Annotated in this window: 11 protein-coding genes; 4 read left to right on the forward strand and 7 right to left on the reverse strand. The window is 64.0% G+C overall.

Going from position 1 to position 15,032, the window contains the following annotated elements; translation table 11 throughout:
- Positions 1-206 precede the first annotated feature (206 nt).
- Positions 207-956: an NAD-dependent deacylase gene (locus VVR41_RS08345; protein ID WP_368524369.1), complete on the forward strand. Its 750-nt coding sequence runs from the start codon at positions 207-209 to the stop codon at positions 954-956.
- 44 nt (positions 957-1,000) lie between these two features.
- Positions 1,001-2,092, forward strand: coding sequence for an ROK family protein (locus VVR41_RS08350; RefSeq protein ID WP_368524370.1), 1,092 nt, complete (start codon positions 1,001-1,003; stop codon positions 2,090-2,092).
- Here VVR41_RS08350 and VVR41_RS08355 read toward each other — a convergent pair.
- The gene (locus VVR41_RS08355) at positions 2,048-2,572 is read right to left on the reverse strand and encodes a gamma carbonic anhydrase family protein (protein WP_368524371.1); all 525 of its coding nucleotides are present in this window, start codon (positions 2,570-2,572) and stop codon (positions 2,048-2,050) included. The genes VVR41_RS08350 and VVR41_RS08355 overlap by 45 nt on opposite strands.
- Before the next feature lie 199 nt (positions 2,573-2,771).
- Between VVR41_RS08355 and VVR41_RS08360 the strand changes: the two genes are divergently transcribed.
- Entirely contained in the window at positions 2,772-4,070 is a 1,299-nt protein-coding gene (locus tag VVR41_RS08360) for a dicarboxylate/amino acid:cation symporter (RefSeq protein WP_368524372.1), read from the forward strand.
- Between the two features lie 9 nt (positions 4,071-4,079).
- Here VVR41_RS08360 and VVR41_RS08365 read toward each other — a convergent pair whose 3' ends face one another.
- Both VVR41_RS08365 and amn read right to left on the reverse strand, forming a co-directional pair.
- Positions 4,080-5,024, reverse strand: coding sequence for a Sir2 family NAD-dependent protein deacetylase (locus VVR41_RS08365; RefSeq protein WP_321101771.1), 945 nt, complete (start codon positions 5,022-5,024; stop codon positions 4,080-4,082).
- A gap of 144 nt (positions 5,025-5,168) precedes the next feature.
- Entirely contained in the window at positions 5,169-6,572 is a 1,404-nt protein-coding gene (amn, locus tag VVR41_RS08370; RefSeq protein WP_368524373.1) for an AMP nucleosidase, read from the reverse strand.
- A 46-nt stretch (positions 6,573-6,618) separates the two neighbouring features.
- On the opposite strand from amn, the gene VVR41_RS08375 reads away from it, so the two are divergent.
- Positions 6,619-7,611: an App1 family protein gene (locus VVR41_RS08375; protein ID WP_368524374.1), complete on the forward strand. Its 993-nt coding sequence runs from the start codon at positions 6,619-6,621 to the stop codon at positions 7,609-7,611.
- Between the two features lie 12 nt (positions 7,612-7,623).
- Here VVR41_RS08375 and VVR41_RS08380 read toward each other — a convergent pair whose 3' ends face one another.
- The 4 genes from VVR41_RS08380 to VVR41_RS08395 form a co-directional block, all read right to left on the reverse strand.
- Positions 7,624-8,430 (reverse strand): pilin N-terminal domain-containing protein, encoded by an 807-nt coding sequence (locus VVR41_RS08380; protein ID WP_368524375.1) that lies wholly within the window; start codon positions 8,428-8,430, stop codon positions 7,624-7,626.
- On the reverse strand, positions 8,417-9,331 hold the full coding sequence (locus VVR41_RS08385) for a class C sortase (protein WP_368524376.1): 915 nt from the start codon (positions 9,329-9,331) through the stop codon (positions 8,417-8,419). Before VVR41_RS08385 ends, VVR41_RS08380 begins: the two co-directional genes overlap by 14 nt.
- 119 nt (positions 9,332-9,450) lie before the next feature.
- Positions 9,451-10,986 (reverse strand): SpaH/EbpB family LPXTG-anchored major pilin, encoded by a 1,536-nt coding sequence (locus VVR41_RS08390; protein ID WP_368524377.1) that lies wholly within the window; start codon positions 10,984-10,986, stop codon positions 9,451-9,453.
- Between the two features lie 155 nt (positions 10,987-11,141).
- Complete coding sequence (locus VVR41_RS08395) at positions 11,142-14,585, reverse strand: DUF6923 family protein (protein ID WP_368524378.1); 3,444 nt, start codon at positions 14,583-14,585, stop codon at positions 11,142-11,144.
- Positions 14,586-15,032 lie beyond the last annotated feature (447 nt).

A 15,032-nucleotide genomic window follows, 5' to 3' on the forward strand; every position in this document is an offset into this window, starting at 1 on the left:
CTAGGCGATCCTCGTCGACGATGAGGATGCCCAAGCGCTAGCGCGGGAGAATGACGCTTCTCAGGTAGCGGGCACCAATCTCGTCAAAACAATGGGTCTGGGGTGATCGTCACTGCGGCCCGCATGTCCGAGGAGGTCATTGAGGCAGTTTCCGCGGATCCGGCCAACCCCGTCGACATGTCACCGCAACCTTATATGTTGGAGCTATGTCTGCGACCCAGTTGGAAAAGGCCCGCGAGATCCTCGGTAGCGCTCAGCACATCGAGGTGTTCACGGGTGCCGGCATGTCGGCGGACAGCGGCATCGCCACCTACCGCGACGCGGAGACCGGGGTGTGGGAGAATGTCGACCCTACGGCGATGGCGTCGATAGATGCGTGGGCGCGCCGGCCCGAGGAGATGTACGCCTGGTACCTGTGGCGCGCCAGCCTGGTCAACCGGGCGGAGCCAAACGCGGGCCACCGGGCGTTGGCGCTGTGGCAGCGCCGGGAGGATAAAAAGGTCACCATCACCACGCAGAACATCGACAACCTGCACGAGCGCGCCGGCTCGACCAACGTGGTACACCTGCACGGTTCCTTGTTCGAGTTCCGCTGCGCAATCTGCTCGCGGCCGTGGCGCGGTGAGGTCGATTTCCCCACCGAGCCCGTCGCGGAAATTACTCCGCCCGAGTGCCCGCTGTGCGGCAACCTGATCCGCCCGGGCGTGGTGTGGTTCGGCGAGGCGCTGCCGCACCGTGAGTGGGAAGAAGCGGAGGCGCGCATGGCGACGGCGGATGCCGTGGTGGTTGTGGGGACCTCGGGCGTCGTGTTCCCGGCGGCCGGGCTGCCGCTGATGGCACACGAGCTCGGCACCCCGATCGTGGAAGTGACCCCGCAGCGGACTGATCTGTCTTCCATTGCGGCCGCTGTTGTCGAGGACACCGCGGCAAATGCCCTGCCGAACATGCTTTTGTGACGATTCCGTACAAAGCGGTCTAGTTTGGCGCTAGAGTGTGTGCCATGTATTCACACGCAGCGTTTTCCCGACCGCAGACCCCCGCGGCGAAATGCATGCATGTGATGCGGTTGCGCGAGTTGACGTCGAGAAGCGAGCTCGTAGAGGCGACCGGGCTGTCGCAGCCCACCATCACCCGCGCGGTCGCCGCACTGACCGAGGCCGGCCTGGTCACCGAGCGCACCGACCTGGCGCAGCCGCAGGGCCGCGGCCGGCCGATCATCCCCCTCGGACTTGGCGAGCCGAACACGATCCACGCGGGCGTGTCCGTGGGCACGATGTCTACCTACGTCGCCCTGTTCGACCTGCGCGGGCGCTGCCTGAGCAGCGTCGACATCGACATTCCGGTCTCCGACCTCACCGAGGACGACTTCATCCAACACGTCATGGCCGGGCTGAACCGTCTCACCGCCGGGATCGGGCGCGGGCTGTCCACCATCGGCGTGACCACCTCCGGCACCGTGACCACCTCCGGCACGGTCTACGCCCCGAACCTCGGCTGGCGTGGAGTCGACATCGAAAAGCAGATGCGCGAGCAGTTCGGCGTGCCCGTGGTGGTCACCTCCGCCGCCTCCGCGATCGTGGGCAGCGAGGTCCAATCGCGCGACGACCTGGACACCCGGCGCGTGATGGCACTGTTCGCGGATGACTCCATCGGCTGCGCCATCGCCGACGGCACTACGGTGCGCCCGCTCGCCATCGACCGCGAGGACCTCACCACGCAGGGGCTTATCGACGCGCTCGCCTCACCCGGGGTGGGCACGCTTCACGACGCCGTCGCGACCGCCGCGCGCAACCCCCACACCCGCGAGGTCCTCAACGCCCGCGCCCATGACCTGGGGGTTCTCGCCGCGGAGCTGATCGCCTCGCACAGCCCAGACACTGTGGTGGTGGCCGGCTCGGCGTTTATTGACGACCCAGCCGCACCCGCCGTGTTCGCTCGCGCGGTGCGCTCGTTGCTTCCCGCGCAAACCCCTGCTCAAACTAAGGTCGAGCTGCGCATGATCCCGACCCACCGCGAGGTCGTGCGCGACATCGCCCGCGCGGTCGCCCTAGACCTCGTGCTGCGTGAGCCCCTCGCGGTGGCGTCGGCCTAGCTCAACGTAGGAGGCGGCGTGGGCGATGCGCTCGCTGCGCGTTTCCTCGTCGAGCTCCTTGCGTACCTTCGCCGGTACGCCCGCAGCAACGCTGAAGCGGGGAACCTCCTGGCCCTCCAACACGACGGCGCCGCCGCCGACGATGGAGCCCTCGCCGATACGGGAGCGCGACAGCACGGTCGCGCTCATGCCGATCAGGCAGGCGGATTCGATGTGGCAGCTGTGGATCATGGCCAGGTGGCCAACGGTGACATCGTCCTCGAGCACGGTCTGCCCGCCGGTGTCGACGTGGACGACGGCCCCGTCCTGGATGTTGGTGCGCGCGCCGATGCGGATGCTCCCGACGTCGCCACGGATGACGGCTCCGGGCCAGACGGTTACCTCGGGCCCGATCTCGACATCGCCGATGATGGTGGCCTCCGGCGCGATGTAGGCGCTGGGGTGGATGCGCGGCGCGGTTGACTCGAATGCGTAGATCATGTGTCGGTCCTCCCGTTGTGGTGCCGGTATGTGGGGTCTACTCTAGGCGCGCCGGTGTGACGTGGTAGGACACTGGACTACCCTGTCTATTCTCCTATCCGGGGGTGGATGGGGTTTCTCAAGCCCGTGCGCTGTAGTGTCCTAGTGGAAAGCATTATCAAGTAGACCGCTCGGTCTATCGTTCGATTGAGGAGTCAGCATGACCCTACCTAAGTGGGCAACCGGATTCGGCGCCCAAGTTATCGCCGGTCTCATCGTCGGCCTGATCCTGGGGCTCATCGCCCGCGGCGGCGACATCGAGTGGCTCTCCGCCACCCTTACCTGGATCGGTTCCACCTACGTGCAGCTGCTCAAACTGCTCGTCCCGCCGCTGGTCTTCGCCGCCGTGGTGACGTCTGTGGCCAACCTGCGCCAGGTGACCAACGCCGCGCGCCTGGCCGTCAACACGCTCATCTGGTTCGCGATCACCGCGTTCTTCTCCGTCGTCATCGGCATCCTCGTCGGCGTCGTCATGCAGCCCGGCGTCAACGCTAACGTCGACCAGTCCGCAGCCGCAGAGCCGTCCACCACCGGCTCCTGGATGGCGTTCCTCCAGTCCGTCGTGCCCGCCAACATCCTCGGCCTCAGCGCCGGCACCGGATCCGACGGCTCGGTCTCACTGTCCTTCAACGTCTTGCAGATCCTGGTCATCTCCCTGCTGTTCGGCATCGCGGCCGTCAAGGCTGGTCGCACGGCAGAACCGTTCATCGACTTCACCGCCTCGCTGCTCTCCGTCATCCAGGTCGTGCTGTGGTGGGTCATCCGCCTCGCCCCCATCGGTACCGCCGCGCTCATCGGCCGCGCCGTGGCCAATTACGGCTGGGAAGCACTCGGCTCGCTGGGCAAGTTCGTCGCCGCGATCTACATCGGCCTCGCCCTGGTCATCTTCGTGCTCTACCCGCTGGTGCTGATTGCCAACCGCATCTCCGTGCCCGGCTTCTTCCGCCGCGTCTGGCCGGTGACCACCCTCGGCTTCGCCACCCGCTCCTCCCTCGGCGTGCTGCCGGTCAACCAGCGCACCGTTGAGGAGTCCATGGGCGTGCCGCGCGAGTACGCCTCCTTTGCCATGCCGCTGGGCGCGACTACCAAGATGGACGGCTGCGCCTCGGTCTTCCCGGCGATCGCCGCCATCTTCGTCGCCCAGTTCTACGGCTTGCCGCTGAACATGACCGACTACATCCTTATCGTGCTGGTCTCCGTCCTCGGCTCCGCCGCCACCGCGGGCACCACGGGTGCGACCGTCATGCTCACCCTGACCCTGTCCACTCTCGGTCTGCCGCTGGCCGGCGTGGGTCTGCTCCTCGCCGTCGAGCCGATCGTGGATATGGGCCGCACCGCCGTCAACGTCACCGGCCAAGCGCTCGTCGCCGCCGTTGTGGCCAAGCGCGAGCGCATCATCGACGAGTCCGCGTGGGACGACACCCGCGAGGACACCCCGCACCGCGTGGCAGCGCTGTAAGCCTCCCGCTTACAGCTCGAGGGCGTCGAGCACCGCGTCGAGGGCGTCACCGACGCGGGTGCGCCACAGCGTCGTCGCCTTCGGGTCGCCGCGCCCCGGCCCGCCGTTGATCACAGCGACGGGCTTTTCCTGTTTGACGGCATCGAGCACGAACTTGTATCCACTCATCACCGCCAGCGAGGTTCCCACCGCAATCACGCTTGTCGACGCCCCCAGCCACCGATCCGCCTCAGCCCGGCGCTCCTTCGGCACCGCCTCGCCGAAATACACCACGTCGGGTTTCAGCCTCTCCCCGCCGCAGCGCACGCACTGGATCATGCGGAAGCGCGCCACATCCCCGGAGCGCAGCTCCACGTCACCGTCCGGGTTGATCATCGAACCCTGCACCTGCACCGATTCGAGGTACTCGGGGTTGGCGGCGGTGAGGCGGGCGTCGAAAAGCTCGCGCTTTTCCTCGAACCCGCAGTCCAGGCACACCACGTGCTCCATGTCGCCGTGCAGGGCTATGACCCGCTTCGACCCGGCCGCGGTGTGGAGCCCGTCGACGTTCTGGGTGATGATTCCCGTGACAAGGCCCGCGCGCTCCAACTCCGCGAGCGCAAAGTGCGCCCGGTTCGGCGCCGCGGCGCGCATGAAACGGATGCCAACAAACGCACGCGCCCAGTAACGCCGCACCTGCGCCGGTGAATGCGCGAACTCCTGGTACGTCATCGGGCGGCCCGTGGCCAGGCGCCCGCCCTTCGACCGGTAGTCCGGGATCCCCGACTCCGTGGACACCCCCGCGCCGGTGATCACCAGCACTTTCGGGTTCTTCAGCTGATCGACGACGTTGCGCAACGCCTCCGCCGGTTGCGTCGGAGTGGTCGTCTCCTCAACGACGCGCTGGATCGAGCGCACAGCGCTTTGGTGCGCCAGCGCGATCGCCGGGTTTGAGAAATCGGTTCTGTCCTCCATTGCTGGCGAGAGTAGTGCGTTGGCGGGTCGACTGGTCGCCTGCAGTGACAAATCTGTCCGGCTGGAAAATCTGACCTGGGGAAAGTGACAAATCTCGCGCCTGTGCGGCCACATTTGTCACTGGGTCGCGCTACCTGGGTCGCCCTACCTGAACGGCACCTCGCCGATGGTGCGCCGCAGCTTCCTAGTGCGCAGCCGCTGCGGGTTCTCCGCCAGGCGCTCCATCGCCCGCACCGCGCACATGACGTGCGCCTGCTTAGAGTTGGCGTAGAACGCCTGGGCCCCCGCCGGCAGCTTCGGCACGGCGTGTAGCGGCAGGTCAGACACCGCGAGCAGGGTGCCGTATGGAACCCGGTAGCGATACCCGTTGGCGGCGAGGGTGCACGATTCCATATCGACGGCCACGGCGGTGGACCCGCGGAGCCATTCCCACAGGTCACGCGGTGTCTTCCATTCCCAGTTGCGGTCGTCGGTGGACAGCACGGTGCCGGTGCGCATGAGATCGGACTCCGAACCGTAAATCTCCTCCACCGCTTTCTCCAGGGTGCGCTGGATCTCGGGGACGGCGGGGATGGGCGAGTCGGGGCGGATGTGGTTGTTCAGGACGTGGTCGTGGCGCTCGTAGGCGTTGCCGAGGATGAGATCGCCAATGCGCATGCGCCCGTCGAGGCCGGCGCAGTGGCCGATCATGATCCAGGCTTCGGGGCGCAGCACGGCGAGCGAGTCGGTGATAGTCTTGGCGTTGGAGGGCCCGACGCCGATGTTGATCATGGTGATGCCGTCGCCGTCGGGGGTGATGAGGTCGTAGCGCGGCATTTGGTAGCGCGAGGCGAGGTCGAGGTCCTCGATGGCGACGGTGTCAGAGACGGTTTCGCCGTTGGGCAGGCGCAGCGCGCTGTAACGAGACGCCTCGCGGGCGAGTTCGCGCAGGCCGAACTGGACGAACTCGGTGACGTGCATGGCGTAGTTGGTAAACAGGATGTACTTCTGCAGCGAGTCGACCTCGATGCCGGTGTAGTGCTCGAGGCGCGCGCACGCGAGGTCGAAGCGCTGCGGTGTGAAGTGCAGCAGGGGGCGCTCGGTGGCGTGGAAGGCGTCCCAGGAGCCGTCGACAATTGCGTCGTGGACGGTGTCGAGGGTGGGTCTGGGCACGGCGTCGGTGCGCGCGGCGCCGGCGTCGCTCGGGGCGGGGATGCCGCGGATGTACTCGGGCGGGATGCGCTCGTCGGAGTAGCCGACGGTGATAGTGGCATCGTAGTTGGAACACAGCGCGGCGAGTTGGGTACGCAGGTAGTCGGCCATCAGGTCGGGGCGCGACACCACTGCAGAGTAGGTGCCGGCCTCGTCGACGTAGCCGAAGGGCGCGGTGCGGTCGACGGGGCGCCAGGAGGTGATCTCCACGCTGATCTTCGGGTAGAGCACCCGGGCGTAGTCGGAGTGGTCGCCGGAAGCCATGGCCCTGCGCGCGAGGTCGCAGGAGGCGCGGTAGAGCTCAATGAGCTTGTCCACTGCCCGTTCAACATCCAGTCCTGTCGCTGCACCCTTCATACTCGCCCACCCTACTGATATCGGGCGCTGGCTAAGCTTGATCATCATGGGAATGAACGACGTGGCCCGGTGGGCCGAGCGAAGGATTCGGCGTGCGGGAGTGCGTCGTAAAGCGCAGGCCGGGTGGACCCCCAGCGTGACCGGGTTCACCGGCTACGGCTGCAGCAAAAAGGCGCGCGTGATCGGGCGCGTCCTCATGGAGGACCCCACCGCGCGCGAACCGGCGAACAACCTCGAGCGCGGCTACCGCCAATTCCTCACCACCCCGGTGCCGGACCTGCCCGTGACCGTCACCTTCGGCGATCGCACGGTGGAAACCCGCGCGAACGAGGAGGGCTACATCGAGGTCCTCATCGAGGGCCACGGTTGCGAGCCCGGGTGGCACGAAGCGCTTCTCGACGTCTCCCTCAGCACCGCCACCGCCACCGCACCCGTGCAGATCATCTCTGACGACGTCACCCACGGCGTCATCTCGGATATCGACGACACCATCATGGTGACCAACCTGCCGCGCGCCCTCCTCGCAGCCTGGAACTCCTGGGTGATCCGCTCCGCTAATCGACGCCCCGTCGAGGGCATGGCTCAGTTCCTCAATGAGGTGCGCGGCGCGGACGAGCCAGTGTTCTACCTCTCCACCGGCGCGTGGAACACCTACGAAACGCTGGCGGATTTCCAGCAGCGTCACGGCTTCCCGCGTGGCCCGATGCTGTTGACCGACTGGGGCCCGACCCAGACCGCCCTGTTCCGCAGCGGCCCCGAGCACAAGCGCGTCCAGCTGCGCAACCTAATGATCGACTTCCCCAACATCGCCTGGACGCTCGTCGGCGACGACGGCCAACACGACCCGATGATCTACTCCGACGTTGTATTCGAACACCCCAACCGGGTCGACCTGGTGGCGATCCGCGAGCTCACGCCGTCCGAACACATCCTCGCCCACGGCACCGCCACCACGATCGAGCAGCCCGGTGACTATCGGGAGGCGCCGTCAATCTTCGGCGCCGACGGCCACGAGCTGAGCAACAGGCTGGGGTCCTAGACTCCAGCGCTCCTAAAAGTCGCGTTCGTCGCCCCGGCGCCTACGCGCGAGGAACAAACCACCAACGACGAGTGCGAGGCCCATCAGCACGAGACCAATGACTCCCGCGCCTGTGCTTGCCAGCTCGCTGGCGCGCTCTCGGATCCTTGTGCCGGGGGCGTCCTTGTCAGGGGTGCTCCCCGGGGTCGGAGTAGGTGTCACGTGGCTGGAGGGAGTGGGCTTTGGCGTCGGGGGCGGTGCCGGCACCGTCGTCTCACTGGTGGGCGGCGTGGGCGGGGTAGACGGCGTGGGCGGGTCTGCCTTCGCGATGAGCTGGACGTTGTACTCCCATTGCTCACCCGATACGTCGCCGATGGGCAGGGTGAGCAAGAACGGCGCGCCGGACGCCCACGAGTAGCCGGGGGTCTCGGGAGGAGTTTCCACGACGTAGTAGAGGCCTATGGGCAGGCCCTCGAAGCGGGCGGCACCGGATGCGTCGGTGGTGGCGGAGTAAGTCGGGCCGGTGGTAGCAGCGCGAGCATCGGTGATCCCGATGCTGCGAGCCTTCTCCCACCCCTCGGCTGTGGTCAGGTCCACCCCACCCACGCGCTGCAGGGTGAAGGTGAACCCGGCGGGGCCACCGTCGGGAAGCGAGCCCGGGGCCGGCTCGTCGAAGGGGTTGCCGGTGGATTTGTGGATGATCAGGTTGACCGATCTGGTGGCGTCGAGCATCTCCACAGCCACGTTGCCGGTATTGCCCGTCACTGTGCGGGCATCGGCCACTGGTGCCACTGCGATGGCCGTTGCGAGCACGAGCGCAGCCAAACTAGTTGACCTCATTGCGTTCCTCCTTCGCCATACGGCGGATCCACCAGACCAGCGCCGCGATGATCACGGCCGCGACGACGAGGACTAGCCACATCCACCACTGCATGGTGAAGCCACCGGTGGACTCCATGATCTTCTCGTCCTCCGCGTCCATAGGCACCCGCTCCGCGTGGACGAGGAGGCGGTGGGTGTTGATGCCGTAGGGGGTACAGGTAATCAACGTGATCAGATCGCGGCCATCCTGCGCCTTCAGGGAATCGGTTTCATCAGGCAGTACCGTCTCGATGTCGTAGACCTGGTACTTCATCTTCTCACCGAAGGTGTTGATGTAGATCGCATCGCCCTTCTTCACATCGATGAGGTTGTCCCACAGCGTCGCGTTGGTGATGCCGGTGTGTCCTGTAATGACGGCGTGCATGCCCTCACCACCAACGGGCAGCGCGCTGCCGTAGAGGTGACCCAGGCCCTTTTGCAGAGTGGCTGCGTCCGTGCCGTGGTAGACCGGCAGCTTCGAATCGATTGACGGGATGGACAGCTGGCTCATCGCGTCCTGGCCCGACAGTTGCTGGAGGTAGTCCTGGTAGTCCTGATTGTCCTTGCTCACGCGGGCCAGCCAGGGGTCGAGGATGGGCCCGTCGGTGTGCTCTTGGTTGTACGCGTGGGCGTCGACAAGCGTGCGCTGAATGAGCTCAGGGCTGTTCGCCTTCTGCTCCTCCATGATCTGCTCGTACCGCTTCGCCACGCCATCCTGCACGTAGTTGTTCCACTGCGATGCCACCACGGGATAGAGCATGACTGCGAGGCCAATAAGGACCAGCAGCGCGGGCACCACGACGCGGCGCACGACGGATCGCTGCGCGGGCGCGGTGTGGTCTGTGCCTCGGGCGGGGCCGCTAGGCAGTGTGGTGGTCATGGTGTCTCCTGGGTACAGGTAGTGATTTCTTCAGTTGTGCCAAAAGTGCCGGGGGTACCTCCCCCGGGGAGGGAGGGGCTCGCTTATCGACGCCCCTCAGACCGACTCAGCGTCAAGCCCTAGGCCTGAGCGGAGTTGCGGCGTGCAGCGTAGACACCGCCGCCGATGATGCCCGCACCGAGCAGCAGCAGCAGGGTCACACCCATGCCACCGGTGGAGGGAAGCCTCGGCGTGGTGGACTGAGTGTTGGCCACATTCACGCTCTTCAGCGGAGCAACTTGAGCCTCTCGGGTGAGGTCTGCTCTGGAGAAGGTCACTGCAATCGGGTTAGTGAGAAGCTCGTAGCCGGTCGGAGCCTTGGTCTCAACGAGGCAGTAGTTGTCCAGGGTGGCGTCAGCGTTGTTGGCGAAATCGGTGACGTGCAGGCCATCGATGGTCAGGGTGCCGTCGTTGCCAGTCGTCCAGGTGCTGGTGCCGTCGACGGTAAGGGCATCTCCCTTGTCGCCTGCGGCGGTGCAGTTCGCGGTCTGGTACAGCTGGAACTCAGCGCCCTTCAGGGTGCGCGCTACGTCGCCCTCAGCGTGCTTGAGCACCTTCAGCTTGGCCAGGTACGTGGTGACCTCGTCCTCGTTGGTCCTGAACCCGTGCTCAACGCCACCCTCGCGGGTGAAACCGGTCGTCTGGGTCTCGTTGACGATCACGCCGTCGCCGCTCTCCCCAAGGGCAAGCAGGGTCGCGTCGAGCTCGACAACAACCTTCGCGCCCGGGTGAGCGGAGAGCTTGGACAGGCTGGTCTCGTTGACCGACACGGTCCTCTCGGTGCGGCCGTCCGCCATGGTGGAATCGTTTACCGTGTACTCGGATGCGGCGAGGGTCTCCAGTACGTTTGCCTCGTTGGCAGCATCTACGACCTTCACGGACTTCACCGTGACATCGCGCAGCTCCGTCGGGTTGAAACGGTCGTGGATCTGGTACTGGCCAAGGGTCTGGCCCTGCGGAACCGTCGGGACGGTGGACTTGATGGTGTAGTTGACGACATCCCCAACGTTGTCACCCTTGGTGCCCTCGGAGTCCACGACGGTCTTCTCGGTGCTCAGTGAGGTGTTCTTCGGGTAGACCACCGGGTTGTAGTTCCACTGGCCGTTGGAACCAGGCACGGTCATCGGGACGAAGACAATGAAGGCCGAGGCCGGGACCAGGTCTGGGTTGGCCGCGCTCGGCTGCTCTTCAACCAGGTAGGCACCGAGAGGCAGGTTCGCCTCAGTGACCGAGCCATCTGCCCCAGTCGTGGGGGTGCGGACGGTGGTGGTGTCCTGGTTTGCAGGCTGCTTTGCCTGCTCAGCAGTCATCTGCGACAACGCGGCAAAACCCTCGTTGGTAGTGATGTCACCTTTGAGCTTGGTGATCTTGAAGGTGATGCCGCCCAGCGGCTCACCCGGCGCGTTGGTGACCGGCTGGCCGGTGCCCTCGGAAAGCGTGCCCGTAGGGTTCAGGCGCTTGTTGATGGTGATCGAGCCCGACTGCGTGGCGTCGATGTTGGCCGCGCTCAAAGGGGCCTGCGCAAACGCGATGGGGGCGGTGCCTGCGGTGGTGGCGAGGGCGATTCCGACTGCGGCGCAGGCGGCAACGGTACGGGGTGCGACAGTGATTCGCATGTGAAACTCTCTTTCAAAACTGGTGCGCAACGAGGCGCTCGAAGTGTGGCCCGGGGTTCGGGTATGGGTGGGTGCCTTATCTGCAGGTATGCAGGGTCCGGCCGCAGTCTGGGCCAGCTCGGGACCAGCGGGATTGGGAACGAATAGTCATGGTCTTAGTAGCTCTTCCGACGCGCTGTCACTGCACCAAGCAGCATGAGGATGGTGGCGCCAAGCGCCCACGGCATGTAACCGAGCCCGCCGGTTCTTGGCAGGTCACCCTGCCTGAAGTCGGCGATGGTGATAAAGGCTTCGCTTGGCGACGCCTGAACCCCACTCGACCCTTCGACCACGCCGATCACGGCCGTGTTCTCCGCCGAGACCACCTGCGCGTTGCCATTGGCGCCGTTCGTAATGGTGAACTCAACACGCTGCGGGAGCAGGGAGTAACCCACAGGCGATTGCGTCTCAACAAGGAAGTACGTGGTGTCCTTCTTCAGCGAAGATGCCGAGTAGAAATTGCCGTTGGCAGGATCTGGAGCGGACATGTCCGCGACAACGTTGCCCTTTTCGTCTAGGACCGCGAACCTCGCCCCGGTCAGCGGGATGGTCCGATTGTCCGCTCCGACCTTACGAAGGAACAAGGTCACGGACTCATCTTCCACAATGGGGGCGCACCCGTCATCGGTCTCCTCGCCGCCTGTGAACGTGATCTTGGCCTCGTTGAATAGGCCTGCACCCGGCGTATTTTCCCTGCACTCCGCTGTTTCCATGCTCGACCCAGCCGCAGGCGGGGTGTAGTAGACGGTGATCTGGTACTTCTCCGTCGCTCCTGCCTTAATCTGCTTGTCGGTGGCCAACGTGTAGGGGCCGCCGCCGGACAGGTTGACCTCAGTGCCGTCTGGCCGGGTAACCTGCCCACCGGTAACGGTGACGAGGTTGCTGAACTGCGGAGTATCGGTCAGCGTGTAGGTGTTCGCGTTCTTAGTGTCAGGATTGGTCACGGTAATGGAGTACTGAATCTGGCGGGTGCCAGATGTCGGTCCGGGCTGCATCCCGTCGGCGCCATCAATGACACCGTCGCGGTTGACGTCCACAACATCCTTGACGATTCTCAGCGCACAGGCACCGTCCGAATCAGAATTCGACTCGAGGTTCGGATCCTTTTCGTTTCCGAAGACAGAAGCCGTGTTCTCGACGCACCTGGAGGTCGAAGCATCAAACTTGGCCGTCAGGCGCAGGGTCGCTTTCTGTCCGTTCTCCAGCGGACCATGCAAGGCGACGAGAGTGTTGCCGTTGGTCACGTTATTGGATACCCATCCGTTTGTGAGGAAGTCGAAGCGGACATCGCTGTACTTGTCAGACGGCACCAAGTCAGTGACGCTGAATCCGGACGAACCACACGGGCCGAGGTTCGAGACGGTGATCTCCCAGGTGGCCTGACCGTTTTCCATCGAAACGAGCTTCTTCTCGATCGCCAGGTTTGCATCTCCTACGACCAACGCATTAGACGCGGCGTCATTTGACTGTGACGTCGGTGCCGGCGCCACCGATACCAGGCGAGCCCGGAAGCTTGTAGCCGTCGAGTCATACACCTCGATCTGGTAGGACAGGTTGGTACCGTTACGCCCGAAACCAAGATTGCCGTTCGGGTATGTCCAGGCAGTACCGTAGATTGCGCTGTTCATTACGTTTCCCAGCGGATCCCGCACACCAGACATATCAAATTCAGTAACCCTGCCGGTGGCGATTTCGATTCGCTCGAGGATGGTCGAGCTGTTGCGCATTCCGTAGATGTAACCGTCGGAACTATCGCCGAAGAACGAGTAGTCGTTCGATTGCAAGTTCGCAGTAATACTAGTCGCCCTCAACTGGGTCGCCGTCGGCCTCGTACCGATGCCGTTGAGATTCAGTACGTACTGGTCTTTTGTGCCGGACTTCGAGGAGTTTGAGAAAATGAAATCCCCAGTAGCAGTAATCACGCCGGAGGTGATTCCGCCCCACAGGTCATTCGGCCACCGGCCGGGAGATTGCCGTTGGATGTTGCCGATAAGGCCAAGGTCCGTCACTGACCCGTTCTCGGGCGAGACGCGGAGCAGGTGCCCCGCTGGGTAGTTTCGGTCTTCATCGTAGGTAGGCGTCCCAGTTTGCGCGGAGCGCGGGGTCTTAAGGCGTCCCTGGCTGATTGCGTAGAGGTACCCGTCGTTGGGGTTGTACGCCAAAGCATTGTAGACCCAGTTCGCGGCGGCACCCACCTTTTCAAACGTGGTGTTTCCGTAGACCTGGCGGTAGAGCTGGGTCGTGTTGCGGTCGTTGAATGTGCTCGAAGGGTTGGTGTGCGCTGACACGCCGACCCACACAGTTCCGCCGGATGTAGTGCATACCCCGTTATTAGGGTCAGTAATGGGATCGGAACCACCAGGCTCGGTGGGCTCGTTCACTCCGGTGGAAGAGCCATTAACGGTGAGCGTCGCTGTTTCCGGTCTCGGGTTTGTCGGCGCCTTTCCCCATGTGTACGTCATCGTCACAGGAGTGTGTGCGGGGACCTCCAAATTCACGGGATTGAGTTTGAGATCTCGGAAAATAAAGTCGACGCCCTTAGGTATCGTCGGGAAACCATAGCTGTTGTGCGGAATCACGACATCGAGGTACATAACGGTTGTTCCACCGTCCAAGATCGGATAGCGGTTTCCCACCAACTCTGGATTAGATCCCCCATATAGCCTAGTAGGGGTACCTGTTTGAGCCGTATCGATAATTCCATCGATCTTGAGCGAGAAGTTCCTCGCCGCCATAGTGATCGACTGCGTACTATCGCCCGTGTAGCGATAGGAGAGCTTCGAAATCGACGCGCCGGTCTCGCCTCCCAGTGCAAATCTTTCGGTCCAGGCGTTCTTGTTCGTGGTCAATGTGTGCGTGCTCGTTGCTAGAGGACCTGGATTGTTTGCCCACGGCGAGCTGTAGATCGGAGCGGTGGCCGCGAGGGGCGCCATGAGGGAGAACGGCATGACGGCGCGTTCAAGCATGCCTAGCGGTGTTTCCTCGGAGTCGTTATCGGACTCGCGGATCGACTCCTCCGGCACAACGGAGTCTGCGGTCTCCTCGTCGGCACCCTTGGAGTCGACAGCGTCATCCTGGGCCTCAGTTGCGTCCTTGTAGAACCCGTACACCTCGTAGTCATAGCGGGAGTAGTCTTCCGCGATGTCGTCGTTGAAGTGCACCTCGACGGTGCTCCCGCTGTTGAGAGCCATCTCCTGGCCGCCAGTTTCCGAGTCCGCGAGCACGACGCTCAGGGACTGGCCACCGTCACACTCAATACACTGGCGGACTCCCGCGCCGGAGGTGGCGCCGTCGCGAACCACTGCCCACCAGCCGTTGAACTCGGCGAGGCCGAATGCTGAGATTTCGACGCGCGTGATCACAAGCTGCTGGCCCGGCTGCGGATCTAGAGCGGTGAAAGAGACCGTCTGCTCGACGGGGCCGATGAGCCTGTTCTCGGTAGTGTCCTCGTAATCAATCCCTTCCGTGAGCTGTTGCTCTGCGGGGGTTGCCGCGTTGACTTCGGGCTCGCCTTGAACAAAGACGACAAGAGTCGCGATGAGGACGGCAAGGACGAGCAAGAGCGCTCGCCCCGTCCGAGACAGGGTCGACGCTGCACGCGATGTGCTCACGAGGTGGTGCACAGGGGACCTTTCCGCGTCCTTTTGCGAAGACGCCAAACCATTTCTGCGCGCCCCCACAAAAGGGCGAACAAGGGCCAAAAGCTTGGAGTTCCAGAGGATTCTTTTGGAGGATCGCGGGGAACAGACCTGGCTAGCCAGTCTCGCCCTTCATCAATCCGCACCCGTCTGAAGAGTGCCTAAGAAATTCCTTGACTCAATATTCGTATCACCTGGTATCGCAGTACTTCTAGGCACTGAAACCCGCCCCCCCCCCCCCCCGCCTTTACTAGTCACCTGGCAGGTTTGAGGCAATTTTCCCAGGTAAACCACATGAGAAGGCCATGAAACGCATAAGTGTTCAGCTTATTGATAAATACCCCCAGTAACCGCGCTGGGCTGGGCTGG

Origin of the sequence: Corynebacterium sp. LK2510 (assembly GCF_040946405.1) — a bacterium.
Lineage (GTDB): Bacteria > Actinomycetota > Actinomycetes > Mycobacteriales > Mycobacteriaceae > Corynebacterium.